The 12,138-nt window shown below is 60.1% G+C and carries 13 protein-coding genes; 7 read left to right on the top strand and 6 right to left on the bottom strand.

From position 1 onward, the window contains the following. Positions 1-93: 93 nt before the first annotated feature. Complete coding sequence (dnaA, locus tag FHT92_RS06965; RefSeq protein WP_183746091.1) at positions 94-1,647, top strand: chromosomal replication initiator protein DnaA; 1,554 nt, start codon at positions 94-96, stop codon at positions 1,645-1,647. A 131-nt stretch (positions 1,648-1,778) separates the two neighbouring features. Then, positions 1,779-2,861 carry a saccharopine dehydrogenase C-terminal domain-containing protein gene (locus tag FHT92_RS06960; protein ID WP_183823404.1) on the top strand — a complete coding sequence of 361 codons (1,083 nt, stop codon included), beginning with the start codon at positions 1,779-1,781 and terminating at the stop codon, positions 2,859-2,861. On the opposite strand, the gene gcvA is transcribed toward FHT92_RS06960, so the two are convergent. Beyond that, positions 2,858-3,742: a transcriptional regulator GcvA gene (gene gcvA, locus FHT92_RS06955; protein WP_183746096.1), complete on the bottom strand. Its 885-nt coding sequence runs from the start codon at positions 3,740-3,742 to the stop codon at positions 2,858-2,860. The two genes, FHT92_RS06960 and gcvA, sit on opposite strands and share 4 nt — an antisense overlap. 141 nt (positions 3,743-3,883) lie before the next feature. On the opposite strand from gcvA, the gene FHT92_RS06950 reads away from it, so the two are divergent. After that, entirely contained in the window at positions 3,884-4,804 is a 921-nt protein-coding gene (locus FHT92_RS06950; RefSeq protein WP_183823402.1) for a DMT family transporter, read from the top strand. Between the two features lie 106 nt (positions 4,805-4,910). Here FHT92_RS06950 and hemW read toward each other — a convergent pair whose 3' ends face one another. The 4 genes from hemW to rph all read right to left on the bottom strand — a co-directional run bounded on the left by hemW (position 4,911) and on the right by rph (position 7,983). Further along, complete coding sequence (gene hemW, locus FHT92_RS06945) at positions 4,911-6,107, bottom strand: radical SAM family heme chaperone HemW (protein ID WP_183823400.1); 1,197 nt, start codon at positions 6,105-6,107, stop codon at positions 4,911-4,913. 15 nt (positions 6,108-6,122) lie between these two features. Beyond that, entirely contained in the window at positions 6,123-6,767 is a 645-nt protein-coding gene (gene rdgB, locus FHT92_RS06940; RefSeq protein WP_183823398.1) for an RdgB/HAM1 family non-canonical purine NTP pyrophosphatase, read from the bottom strand. A 9-nt stretch (positions 6,768-6,776) separates the two neighbouring features. After that, positions 6,777-7,193, bottom strand: a complete 417-nt coding sequence (locus FHT92_RS06935) for a VOC family protein (protein ID WP_183823396.1) — start codon at positions 7,191-7,193, stop codon at positions 6,777-6,779. 73 nt (positions 7,194-7,266) lie between these two features. Continuing rightward, a complete protein-coding gene (gene rph / locus FHT92_RS06930) occupies positions 7,267-7,983 on the bottom strand; it encodes a ribonuclease PH (protein ID WP_183746111.1) in 717 nt (238 codons plus the stop codon). A 175-nt stretch (positions 7,984-8,158) separates the two neighbouring features. On the opposite strand from rph, the gene hrcA reads away from it, so the two are divergent. Together hrcA and grpE are read left to right on the top strand one after the other, a co-directional pair. Then, positions 8,159-9,244 carry a heat-inducible transcriptional repressor HrcA gene (hrcA, locus tag FHT92_RS06925; RefSeq protein WP_183746114.1) on the top strand — a complete coding sequence of 362 codons (1,086 nt, stop codon included), beginning with the start codon at positions 8,159-8,161 and terminating at the stop codon, positions 9,242-9,244. A gap of 111 nt (positions 9,245-9,355) precedes the next feature. Further along, positions 9,356-9,991, top strand: coding sequence for a nucleotide exchange factor GrpE (gene grpE, locus FHT92_RS06920; RefSeq protein ID WP_183746116.1), 636 nt, complete (start codon positions 9,356-9,358; stop codon positions 9,989-9,991). 72 nt (positions 9,992-10,063) lie between these two features. Here the strand turns inward: grpE and FHT92_RS06915 are convergent, their stop codons facing one another. Then, positions 10,064-11,008, bottom strand: a complete 945-nt coding sequence (locus tag FHT92_RS06915) for a nucleoside hydrolase (RefSeq protein WP_183823394.1) — start codon at positions 11,006-11,008, stop codon at positions 10,064-10,066. A gap of 282 nt (positions 11,009-11,290) precedes the next feature. Between FHT92_RS06915 and FHT92_RS06910 the strand changes: the two genes are divergently transcribed. Together FHT92_RS06910 and FHT92_RS06905 are read left to right on the top strand one after the other, a co-directional pair. Continuing rightward, on the top strand, positions 11,291-11,716 hold the full coding sequence (locus tag FHT92_RS06910) for an Hsp20 family protein (RefSeq protein ID WP_183823392.1): 426 nt from the start codon (positions 11,291-11,293) through the stop codon (positions 11,714-11,716). 47 nt (positions 11,717-11,763) lie between these two features. Next, complete coding sequence (locus FHT92_RS06905) at positions 11,764-12,021, top strand: DUF1150 family protein (protein ID WP_007814896.1); 258 nt, start codon at positions 11,764-11,766, stop codon at positions 12,019-12,021. The last annotated feature ends 117 nt before the right edge of the window (positions 12,022-12,138 follow it).

The raw sequence follows: 12,138 nt of genomic DNA, 5'->3' as shown, positions 1-12,138 counted from the left end.
GCGGATCATGAGGATGCCGCCGGCTTTGTCAAAGCGGGGAATGATCGGGCGGCTGTCAACGAATGACCGCCCGAGGAAATGAAAGGCGGCATTATGCAGATGAATTCGATGACCACGGGTGCGCTGGATAACGGGGAAGCTGCACCGCAGTCTTTCGGTTCCATTGACCTGAGCGCAACGGAAGAAAAGGGCGAGATGAAGCATGGCGTTCTCTTCGACCGCGTCAGCGCGCGTCTGAAGGCACAAGTCGGCCCCGACGTCTACGCAAGCTGGTTCGCACGGCTCAAGCTTCATTCGGTCTCCAAGAGTGTCGTTCGTCTCACCGTTCCCACGACCTTTCTGAAATCGTGGATCAACAATCGCTATCTCGATCTCATTGTTGGCCTCTTCCAGGTTGAAGATCCCGAAATCCTGAAGGTCGAGATCCTTGTGCGCACGGCAACGCGCACTGGCGTGAAGGCGCTGGACGAGGCAGTTGCCGTCGAGCCGGTGGCCCAGCCCACCCAGCTTCGCCGGCCGGCATCCGCCCAGCCGGCGGGGCAGATCGTTCAGCAGGCCGTTTCGGCCGCCGCTGCGGCGCGCCCGGCAAGTGTCGGTTCGCCGCTCTTCGGCTCGCCGCTGGATTCCCGCTTCACCTTTGACACCTTCGTTGAGGGCAGCTCCAACCGTGTGGCGCTCGCCGCCGCAAAGACCATTGCGGAAGCAGGTCAGGGCGCCGTGCGCTTCAACCCGCTCTTCCTTCATGCGACAGTCGGCCTCGGCAAGACCCATCTGCTGCAGGCGATCGCCAATGCTGCGGTACAGAACCCGCGTGGCCTGCGCGTCGTCTATCTGACGGCCGAATACTTCATGTGGCGCTTCGCGACAGCGATCCGCGACAACGACGCGCTGACGCTGAAGGACTCGCTGCGCAACATCGATCTTCTGATTATCGACGACATGCAGTTCCTGCAGGGCAAGATGATCCAGCATGAGTTCTGCCACCTGTTGAACATGCTGCTCGACAGCGCCAAGCAGGTCGTCGTCGCAGCCGACCGTGCGCCGTGGGAACTGGAATCGCTCGATCCGCGCGTTCGTTCGCGTTTGCAGGGCGGCGTGGCGATCGAGCTCGATGCCCCGGATTACGAGATGCGTCTTGAAATCCTCAAGCGTCGTCTGACGGCTGCACGCCTGGAGGATCCGTCACTGGAAATCCCGGCCGAGCTGCTGCAGCATGTCGCCCGCAACATCACTGCGAGCGGCCGCGAACTGGAAGGTGCCTTCAACCAGCTAATCTTCCGTCGCTCTTTCGAGCCGAACCTGTCGATCGAGCGCGTGGACGAGCTGCTGGCTCATCTCGTCGGTTCAGGCGAGCCGCGTCGTGTACGTATTGAGGACATCCAGCGTATCGTCGCGCGTCACTACAACGTTTCGCGCCAGGAACTGGTCTCGAATCGCCGCACGCGCGTCATCGTCAAGCCGCGCCAGATCGCCATGTATCTGGCGAAGACGCTAACGCCACGCTCCTTCCCGGAGATCGGCCGCCGCTTCGGCGGACGCGATCACACAACGGTTTTGCACGCCGTGCGCAAGATCGAGGAACTGATCACGGGAGATACGAAGCTTTCACATGAGATCGAGCTTCTGAAGCGCCTCATCAACGAATAAGCGGTGTACAATCATCGCGTTCCGGCAGCCGGGAGAAGTCCCGGCTGTTTTCTTTTATAAGCGTTTTATTCTATACAGCCCTCACGTGAAAAATACGCCGGCAACGAACGTCGGCATTCGGGAGGACATCAATGAGTTTTGAACGGATTGCCGTGATCGGCCTGGGCAAGGTCGGGCGGCTGGCGGCAACGCTTTTGCATGAGGGTGGCTTCGAGGTTATTGGTGTCGATGCGCAACTGCCCGTGGGTGACCTGCCGTTCAAATGCCGGGCTGGCGATATCACCGACGGCTCGGTGGTCGGCGAGCTGCTGTCGAGCGTCGAGGCGGTTCTTTCCTGCCTACCCTATCATTTGAATATCGAGCTGGCGCGGGCTGCCCATCTTGCAGGCATCCACTACTTCGATCTGACCGAGGATGTACCGACCACCAATTTCATCATCGAGCTTTCCAAGACTGCCCGCGGACTGATGGCGCCGCAATGCGGCCTGGCGCCAGGATTCGTTGGCATCGTCGGCGCAAGCCTTGCCGATGGCTTCGATCGCTGCCGCTCTATCCGCATGCGCGTCGGCGCTCTGCCGCAACATCCGACCGGCCTTCTGGGCTATGCCTTCAACTGGTCGCCGGAGGGCGTGGTCAATGAATATCTGAACGATTGCGAGGTTATCGAGGGGGGCGTGCGCAAGCTTGTCTCGCCGATGGAATGGCACGAGACGATCTATGTTGGCGGCGTCAAGCTAGAGGCCTTCACGACCTCCGGCGGCCTCGGGACCATGTGCGACACCATGCTCGGTAAGGTCGACAACCTCGACTACAAGACGATGCGTTATCCCGGCCACATGGAGCTGATGAATTTCTTCTTCCATGAGCTCCTGATGCGCGACCGCCGTCAGCTCGCCGGCGAGATTCTGACCAACGCCAAGCCGCCGGTTGATGACGACGTCGTCTATGTGCATGTCGCGGCTGAAGGCACGGTCAATGGCGCCCTGCGCCGTAAAGAGTTCGTGCGCGTGTATCACCCGATCGAAATTGCCGGAGCCCGACGTACGGCAATCGCCTGGACGACCTCGGCATCGGTGGTTGCGGTCATCGAAATGGTCCGCGACGGCCTGCTGCCGGCTGCTGGCTTCCTGCATCAGGAACACATTCCGCTGGACATGTTCCTGAAGACACCGACGGGCAGCTTGTTCAAGGCAGGTGCCGCAAGCAGAGGCTAGGCTTTCGCTTCTGAAAGCAGCCAGCGACGGAAGGCTGCGACCGCCGGGCGCTCCAGTGCTGTGCCCGGATAAACCAGATGGTAGGCAAGCTTGCTCGTGAGTCCCAGTGGGAACGGCGCGACGAGTCGTCCTTCGGCAAGCTCCTTCTCGATGAAGGAACGGCGCATCAGCGCCACGCCGAAACCCGATTTCATCGCCTCGAAGGCGCCGTTGCCGTCACTGAAGATCGGGCCACGGGCGGCGTCCACCTTGGTGGCGCCCGCTGCAGCCAGCCAGAGCTGCCAGTCGCGGCGGTAGACGTCGTGGATGAGCTGATATCCCGCAAGCAGATCGGGCGAAGGATCGGCGCCAAGGGCCGCCGCAAGCGCGGGCGTGCAGACCGGTACCAGCTCATCATCCACCAGCCGCTCGCTGATCAATCCTTCATAACCGCCGAGCCCGTGGCGGATGGCGAGGTCGATGCCATCGCGCTCGAAATCGAACATGCGATGGGAGGCGCTGATACGAACATCGATATCAGGATGCGTGTCCTCGAAGCGCTGAAGCCGCGGCAATAGCCAGTGCGTTGCGAAGCCTGCCGTACAGGTGAGCGTCAGCGCATTGCCGCGCCGCCGCGCAGTCAGCGAGGCCGTCGCCTCGCGCACGAGCTGGAAGGCGGTCCGCAGGGTGGCGAAATAATCCCTGCCCTCCGCCGTCAGCAGAATTTGCCGGGTCCGCCGTTCGAACAGCGAAACGCCAAGTGAAGCCTCGAGATCGCGAATCTGCAGGCTGACGGCACCGGGTGTGACGTGCAGTTCGTGCGCGGCCTGCGTCATGCTGAGATGACGTGCGGTCGCCTCGAAGGCGCGCAGAGCCGATAGCGACGGCAGTGGATCGATCATGGTTTAGTTCAGCTCAATCATGCCAGGAGAAATGCTCGTTTGTCAGACGGCAAGGAATACTAATAAAAGTTGATATGTCTGGCAAATCCATAGAGGCGAGCCGGAGGGAACGCTTTAGCAAAACTCGACGAAGGAGCTGTCATGTCCATTCAGAAGTCCATGGGAGCAGCAGAATGGGTCATGCTGCTTGTGTTGTCGCTTCTCTGGGGCGGCTCCTTCTTCTTCAACGGCATTCTCGTAAAGGCGCTGCCACCTTTCACCATCGTGACCGGCCGTGTATTGCTCGCCGCTATCGCACTCAATCTGATTGTGCGCGCCATGGGCCACACCATGCCGCGCGACAGGCAGAGCTGGATCGCTTTCTTCGGCATGGGGTTCCTCAACAATATGATTCCCTTCTGTCTGATCGCCTGGGGTCAGACCCATATTGCGAGCGGTCTCGCCTCTATCCTCAACGCCACGACGCCGCTATTTGCCGTGGTTGTCGCCCATGTGCTGACAGCGGATGAAAAGCTGACGGCCAACCGTCTCTTCGGCGTGATCGTGGGGTTCGCCGGTGTGGCCTATATGATTGGTTTCGACGCCTTGAAGGATCTCGGCTCGAATGTGCTTGCCCAACTCGCGGTCCTTGGTGCGGCCTTCTCTTATTCGCTGGCCGGCATCTGGGGACGGCGGTTCCGCCGGATGGGCCTTGCTCCGCTCATTCCGGCCGCCGGGCAGGTGACCGCTTCCACGGTGCTGATGCTGCCGATCGCGCTGATCGTTGATCGGCCCTGGACGCTCGCCATACCCTCTGGCGAAACCTGGCTGGCGCTGCTCGGCCTCGCGATCCTCTCCACCGCGGTGGCCTATGTGCTCTTCTTCCGTATTCTGGCGACGGCGGGCGCTACGAATCTGATGCTGGTGACCTTTCTGATCCCCGTCAGTGCGATCCTGCTTGGCGCCGCAGCACTCGGCGAGCAAATGCAGATCAAGCATCTGATCGGCATGGCACTGATTGCGGCCGGGCTTGCGGCGATCGATGGACGGCTCGTCAATTTCAGAAAGAGGCACGCTGCCTGACGCGGCAAGAGCACTTCCAGCTTAAGTGCGCGGCGATTTTGCACCTGGAATTGTGTAAAAGCAAAGAGAATAGAGCATTCCCGCGTTTCGAAATTTAAGGGATGCTCTAGCAGGCGAGGTCAGCGACGACGGAATCGAGGATCAGCATGCCTGCCGGCGTACAGCGCAGGCGGGAATTGCCGATCCGCTCGATGAAGCCGTGTTCCAATAAAAATTCTTCGCGCTTCGGATCGAGATCGCGGCCGGAAAGCTGCTGCCACCGGGCAAGATCGACGCCTTCCTTCAGGCGCAGTCCCATCAGCAGCAATTCATCGGCCTGCTCATTGAAACCGAGACGCTCTTGCTCGATGAGACCGTGCCCATCGCGTTCGACGAGTTCCAGCCAGGTTTCCGGCTTGCGTTCCGTTGCCGTCGCAATCTTTTCTGGCCCGCGCGTCAGGCGCCCATGCGCGCCGGGGCCGATGCCGGCATAATCGCCGTAGCGCCAGTAAGTGAGGTTGTGGCGGCTCTCGGCGCCGGGCCGGGCATGATTTGACACCTCATAGGCCGGCAATCCTTCCCGCTCGGTGATCTCCTGCGTGGCCTCATAGAGTGCGGCGGACTGGTCCCCATCAGGTACGATCAGCTTTCCCGCCTTGTGGAGGCCGTAGAAGGGCGTGCCCTCCTCGATGGTGAGCTGGTAGAGCGAAAGATGATCGACGGCATAAGAGATCGCTTCCTTCAATTCGCGTTCCCATTCCTCCACCGTCTGGTTCGGCCTGGCATAGATCAGGTCGAAGGACATGCGCGGGAAAATGTCGCGGGCCAGCCTGATCGCCTTCAGTGCGTCGGCAACGTCATGCAGTCGTCCGAGGAATTTGAGATCGTGATCGTTCAGTGCCTGCACGCCGAGCGAGACGCGGTTGACGCCGGCAGCGCGATAGCCGCGGAAGCGGTCAGCCTCGACGCTGGAGGGGTTGGCCTCCATGGTGATCTCGATACCTTCAGGCACATGCCAATGCCGTGAAATGCCGTTCATGATCGCGGCGACCGTTTCCGGCTTCATCAACGAAGGCGTGCCACCACCGAAGAAGATGCTGGTGACCGTCTTTGGTCCGCTCATGATCCGGGCAGCCATGATCTCCTTCAGGAAAGCCGCGACATAGCGCTCCTGATCGACCGGCTGATGGCGGACATGGCTGTTGAAATCGCAATAGGGACACTTTGCCGCGCAGAAAGGCCAATGCACATAGATTCCGAAACCGGGCTCGCCGGTATCGGGCAGAAGCTTTGCATCGGGCATCAGCGCAGGCGGTTCGATCATATTCAAAGCTTGGCCTTATGCTTCCAGGCAGGTTTCGACAAAGAGCTTGAAGGCCCGGGCGCGGTGCGACAGCGCCTGCGGCTTGCCGATGCTCCAGCCGTGCTTTTCCTCCGCACTCATCTCGCCGAAAGTCACATCATAACCTTCCGGCTGGAAGATCGGATCATAGCCGAAACCTTGCGTCCCGCGCGGCGGCCAGACGACGGCGCCTTCCACTTCGCCGCGGAAAAGCTCCGTATGGCCATCCGGCCAGGCAAGGCAGAGCACGCTGACGAAACGCGCTGTGCGCTGCTCGGGCTTCGTGGCGCCGGCCTTTTCCAATGCGTTTTCGATTTTCTCCATAGCCATGGCGAAATCGCGGGTGCCATTGCCGGTCTCTGCCCAGTCGGCAGTGTAGACGCCGGGATCACCGCCGAGTGCATCGACAACGAGGCCGGAATCGTCTGATAGTGCGGGCATGCCGGAGGCTTGAGCCGAGGCAAGCGCCTTGATCGTGGCATTCTCCTCGAAGGTCGTCCCGGTTTCCTTAGGCTCGATGAAATTCAGTTCGGCGGCCGATTTCGCGGTGAAGCCGAGCGGCCCGATCAGATCCTGGATCTCGCGGATCTTGCCCTGATTATGGCTGGCGACGACGATAGTCTTGGTTTCAAGCTTACGCATAAAATATCCTTATCCCATGCCCCAGATTTTCGCCTCCGCGCACTCCAGGCTATTGCCCGAGGGATCGCGGAAATAAATCGATCGGCCGCCTTGCGGCCAGTGAACCTCGGATTCGATGCCGATGCCGGCGGCTTTCAGCTTCTCCGCCATCGCATCGAGACTGTCTCCCGGAACCCTGAAGCAGACATGACCTTTTCCGGTGGTGCCATGTGGCGGAACCTGCAGGCTGTCAGGTGCCGGTGGCTTCACCGTTTCCTCTGGGTTGAAGATCAGGAGCACGCCTGGTCCGCAACGGAAGAAGACATGGCGGTTGCCTGAACGTGCGATCTTCTCGAGGCCGAGCACAGTCCCATAGAAGGCCTCGGCCGCATCGAGATCGGTTGCGTAGAGCGCAGTTTCAAGAATGCCTTCGATGGGGTGCGCCATTACCCGCCCTTTGTCCGGCCTTGCCCCCGGAAGCAGGGACGAGGAAATTTACTAGCAAGGCTTGAAGAAAGCCTCAGGCGATCGCCTGTTTCTGCAAGTCGACCAGTTCGGAAATGCCTGCCTTGGCAAGGCCCATCAGTGAGGAGAATTCTTCCTCGCTGAAAGGCGTGCCTTCTGCCGTGCCCTGAATCTCCACGATGCCGCCGGCGCCCGTCATGACGAAATTGGCATCGGTCTCGGCCGAGGAATCTTCGAGATAATCGAGGTCGATCACCGGCTGCTTGGCGAAGATCCCGCAGGAGATCGCTGCGACATGATCCTTCAGTACGCGGTCGGCCTTGATCATGTTGCGCGTTTCCATCCAGCGCAGGCAGTCATAAAGCGCAATCCAGCCACCGGTGATCGAGGCCGTGCGCGTGCCGCCATCCGCCTGGATGACATCGCAGTCGAGCGTGATCTGGCGTTCGCCAAGCGCGGCCAAGTCGACAACGGCCCGCAGCGAGCGGCCGATGAGGCGTTGGATTTCCTGCGTGCGGCCGCCCTGCTTGCCGGCGGCGGCTTCGCGCTTCATGCGTTCGCCGGTCGCGCGCGGCAGCATGCCATATTCGGCGGTGACCCAGCCCTTGCCGGTGTTGCGCAGCCACGGCGGAGTCTTGTCTTCCAAGCTCGCCGTGCAGAGCACATGCGTGTCACCGAACTTCACCAGACAGGAGCCTTCCGCGTGCTTGGAAAAATTGCGCTCGAAGGAGACCTTGCGCATCTGGTCGGTTTTTCTGCCTGAAGGCCGCATTCTTTTCTCCTGAAACATCATGCCGAAAAGCGTGAGCGCTTCTCGGGCGGTGTCATGCATGCATGTATCGTCGCCAGCTTCTACGATTGGCTGCGAGCATTTGCAAATTCCCTTTTGCCACGGGGGCAGATTGGCTATATTTCCCTCACATCATTCAGTGCGGGTGCGAAAGTTCATGAGCTACAGGTCGACATCAATTTCGGATGCCGTGGCCGCGCTGGATGAACGATCGAAGGAAATCTTCCGGCGCATCGTCGAAGGCTATCTGGAGCATGGCGAGCCGCTCGGCTCTCGCAATCTCTCGCGTCTTCTTCCCATGTCGCTGTCGCCTGCCTCCGTTCGCAATGTCATGAGCGATTTGGAGGAGCTCGGGCTTATCTATTCTCCGCATGTCAGCGCCGGCCGCCTGCCGACCCAGGTTGGACTGCGCTTCTTCGTCGATGCCTTCATGCAGGTCGGCGATCTCTCAGTCGAGGAGCGTGCCAGCATCGACCGCCAGGTTCGGGCTGGAAGCCGCGACAATCCGGTAGAATCGATGATGAACGAGGCAAGCCGCATGCTCTCGGGCATCTCGCGCGGTGCCGGCCTCGTCATCACTTCCAAGAGCGATCCGGTCTTGAAACATGTCGAGTTCATCCGTCTGGAACCGACCAAGGCGCTGGCTGTTCTTGTCGGCGATCACGACCAGGTGGAAAACCGCATTATCGAGCTGCCTGCGGGCGTCACCTCTTCGCAACTTACCGAAGCTGCCAATTTTCTCAATGCGCACATGACCGGGCAGACGTTGCCGGAATTGCGTCTGCAATTGAGCCGCCTGAAAGACGAAGTTCGCCATGAACTTGATGCGCTGTCGCGGGATCTCGTGGAACGCGGCATTGCCGTATGGGCCGGCAGTTCGGACGAGACCAAACCGGCACAGCTCATCATCCGTGGCCGCGCAAACCTTCTGGAAGGCGTGGGTGCGGAAGATCTCGACCGGCTGCGCCTGCTCTTCGACGACCTGGAGAAGAAGGACAGCTTGATCGAACTCCTGAACCTAGCTGAAAGCGGGCCGGGGGTGCGCATCTTCATCGGCTCGGAAAACAAGCTGTTCTCGCTGTCGGGCTCTTCATTAATCGTCGCACCTTATCGCGATGATGATGACCGCATCGTCGGCGCTGTCGGTGTCATAGGCCCGACCCGGCTCAATTATTCCCGTATCGTCCCGATGGTGGACTATACCGCCCAGCTCGTTTCGCGCCTTTCGCGCGGTTCTCTCTGAAATACTTCGCAAAACCGCTCGAATCTTCGCTTCTTCGTCACGCAGACTTGATTTTTTCCGGCCAAACATCGATATCGGGCGCATCTGAGAAGACACTAACCGGAGACCGTCATGACCGATGAAACGACGCAGAACGGACCTGACGCAACTGCGGCAGAAGCCGCAGCCGACGCTGCCGCAAACGTCGAAAATGAAGCCGTGAAAGAAGCTGCCGCAAGCGAGCCCGATCCGCTTGAGCTTCTGAAGGCCGAAAATACCGAGCTGCGCGACCGCTACCTGCGGCTCGCTGCCGAAATGGACAATCTGCGCCGCCGCACAGAGCGCGAGGTCAAAGACGCCAAGTCTTATTCCGTCGCAGGCTTCGCCCGCGACATGCTGGCCGTCTCGGACAACCTGCGCCGTGCGCTCGATGCCATTCCTGCTGAAGTGAAGGAAACGGCTGATGCCGGTCTGACGACGCTGATCGAAGGTGTCGAAATGACCGAGCGTTCCATGCTCTCGGCTCTGGAGCGCCACGGCGTTCGCAAGCTGGAGCCGGTCGGCCAGAAGTTCGACCCGAACTTCCATCAGGCGATGTTCGAGGTGCCGAATACCGAAGTGCCGAACAACACGGTCGTGCAGGTCGTACAGGCCGGCTTCTCCATCGGCGAGCGCGTGCTGCGCCCGGCCATGGTCGGCGTCGCCAAGGGCGGTCCGAAACTCGTGGAAGCCGAGGCCAACTCGGTGCTGGACGAGAAGGACGCCTGAAACAAAGAGAATGCCTGACAATTGAAAAAGGCCGCATCGGCGGCCTTTTTCACATCAGTCTTCGTTTGCAGGCTATATTCGCGCAAAGCGCTCGATCAGCAGATCGAAGAAGCCGTCGGCATCCACGTAGCGCATGACCTTCGCATTGCGCTTGCGGTCTGTCACATGCCACCAGTCGACGACGGTCATGCCGACAGTCAGCTCCGATGCGACCTCGATCTCGACGTTACAGTCCCGGCCCTTGAAGAGCTCAGGTTTCAGGAGGTAGGCGACCGTGGTCGGATCGTGCAGCGGACCGCCGTCCGAGCCGTATTTTTCTATGTCGAAGCGCTCGAAAAATTCCAGCATCTCCACCATCGCCTTGGCAGGCGCGGTGCCGATTTCGGCCATGCGCTTGACGCGGTCCTTGCGGGTCAGGAGCTGGTGTGTCACGTCGAGCGGCATCATGACGACGGGCACGCCTGAGCGGAATACGATATCGGCGGCTTCCGGATCGACATAGATGTTGAATTCAGCAGCTGGCGTAATGTTGCCGCCCTCAAAGAATCCGCCGCCCATCATCACGAGTTCGCGGATCCGCGGCACGATGTCGGGCGCTTTCTGAAAGGCGAGGCCGATATTGGTCAGCGGTCCGAGCGTGCAGAGCGTGATTGTGCCTGCCGGCTCGCGTCGCAGCGTTTCGATGATGAAATCGACGGAATGCTGAGCCTGCAGCGGCATCGTCGGTTCAGGAAGCGTCGGGCCATCGAGGCCCGTCTTGCCGTGCACGTGCTCGGCGGTGACCAGCTTTCGGGCGATCGGCCGATCGGCGCCGGCAAAGACCTTGATGTCGGTGCGCTGGCAAAGCTCGCAGATGATGCGCGCATTGCGGCTTGTCAAAGACAGCGGCACATTGCCCGCGACGGTGGTGATGCCCAGCACGTCAATCTCTTCAGTGCTGCCGAAGGCCAACATGATCGCGGCAGCGTCGTCTTGGCCAGGGTCCGTGTCGATGATGATTTTTCTCGGTTCAGCCATCCGAATCGTTCCATTATCTGGTGCACGTCGTTCCAGCATGCACCTTCTCATTGTTTTCACGCACTCGTCGCAAATCAGCACGGTGCGCCGGGGCATGTTTTGATGCGGGGCGCTGCGTCCTTTGTCAAGGAAGCGGCCTCGTGCGGCTTTACATTAAAAGTGCGGGAGGTCCGGCCAGCGGTCATCACGCCTTGCAGCAGACAACGGTCGTCCCCATATTGGCGGTATCCGGATGCTGCATATGAGGTCCGGGAAGGTCGCTTGCATCAAGGACTTTGGAAGATGAGCCGTATCACCCCTTTCGCCAGCCCGCTGCTTTTGGGCTTTGATGCCATGGAAAAGACGCTCGAGCGGATTTCCAAGGCGAGCGACGGTTATCCGCCCTATAATATCGAACGTATCGCCGCAGGCCAGGAAGCGCCTGAGCGGCTTCGCATCACGCTGGCGGTCGCCGGTTTCACCGAGGAAGAGCTCGATGTATCCATCGAGGAAAACCAACTCCTGATCCGCGGCCGCCAAGTCGATCACGGCGAGCGCGATTATCTCTACCGCGGTATCGCGGCGAGACAATTCCAGCGCACCTTCGTTCTCGCCGACGGCATGCAGGTTTTAGGTGCGAGCCTCAAGAACGGCCTGCTCTCTGTTGATCTAATTCGCCCGGAACCGGCGCGGATGGTCAAGAAAATTAACATTTCGGTTTCACAGTAGCACAACGGTTTGTTGAACCGTTGGTCCCTTCTCTCGGAGGAACAGGAATGTTGATGAAAGAAGCCACGTCGCGTCTGACCAAGTCTGAACTTGCCGGCATCGGCAATGGCGAGGTCGCCTATATCCGCAAAATACGCAACGAAGAGGTTGCCAAGTGCTTCCCTGAGGCGCCGGATATCGATCCAAGCGTTGATCTCTGGGCACTGTTCGGCGCCGATGGTACGCCGATCCTGCTGACCGACAATCGCTCCAGCACCTTCTTCAAGGCCGCCGAAGACGAACTGAAGACAGTCAGCCTGCATTGATCGAAACCGGCCTGCCGAACGCGGGCCGCCGAATGCATGTGTGAAGATCGTAATGGGCGATGCAAGGGACTGACGTCAGTCCCTTGCCCATACGCTAGCTGCCTTGCGGTATTTCCC

Source organism: Rhizobium sp. BK377 (assembly GCF_014193935.1).
Lineage (GTDB): Bacteria > Pseudomonadota > Alphaproteobacteria > Rhizobiales > Rhizobiaceae > Rhizobium.
This window is presented reverse-complemented; position numbering and strand designations above follow the sequence as displayed.

Excerpts from the sequence above, each read along its gene's own strand:
- dnaA (WP_183746091.1), top strand. The coding sequence starts at position 94 with ATGCAGATGAATTCGATGACCACGGGTGCGCTGGATAACGGGGAAGCT.
- FHT92_RS06960 (WP_183823404.1), top strand. The coding sequence starts at position 1,779 with ATGAGTTTTGAACGGATTGCCGTGATCGGCCTGGGCAAGGTCGGGCGG.
- gcvA (WP_183746096.1), bottom strand. The coding sequence starts at position 3,742 with ATGATCGATCCACTGCCGTCGCTATCGGCTCTGCGCGCCTTCGAGGCG.
- FHT92_RS06950 (WP_183823402.1), top strand. The coding sequence starts at position 3,884 with ATGTCCATTCAGAAGTCCATGGGAGCAGCAGAATGGGTCATGCTGCTT.
- hemW (WP_183823400.1), bottom strand. The coding sequence starts at position 6,107 with ATGATCGAACCGCCTGCGCTGATGCCCGATGCAAAGCTTCTGCCCGAT.
- rdgB (WP_183823398.1), bottom strand. The coding sequence starts at position 6,767 with ATGCGTAAGCTTGAAACCAAGACTATCGTCGTCGCCAGCCATAATCAG.
- FHT92_RS06935 (WP_183823396.1), bottom strand. The coding sequence starts at position 7,193 with ATGGCGCACCCCATCGAAGGCATTCTTGAAACTGCGCTCTACGCAACC.
- rph (WP_183746111.1), bottom strand. The coding sequence starts at position 7,983 with ATGCGGCCTTCAGGCAGAAAAACCGACCAGATGCGCAAGGTCTCCTTC.
- hrcA (WP_183746114.1), top strand. The coding sequence starts at position 8,159 with ATGAGCTACAGGTCGACATCAATTTCGGATGCCGTGGCCGCGCTGGAT.
- grpE (WP_183746116.1), top strand. The coding sequence starts at position 9,356 with ATGACCGATGAAACGACGCAGAACGGACCTGACGCAACTGCGGCAGAA.
- FHT92_RS06915 (WP_183823394.1), bottom strand. The coding sequence starts at position 11,008 with ATGGCTGAACCGAGAAAAATCATCATCGACACGGACCCTGGCCAAGAC.
- FHT92_RS06910 (WP_183823392.1), top strand. The coding sequence starts at position 11,291 with ATGAGCCGTATCACCCCTTTCGCCAGCCCGCTGCTTTTGGGCTTTGAT.
- FHT92_RS06905 (WP_007814896.1), top strand. The coding sequence starts at position 11,764 with ATGTTGATGAAAGAAGCCACGTCGCGTCTGACCAAGTCTGAACTTGCC.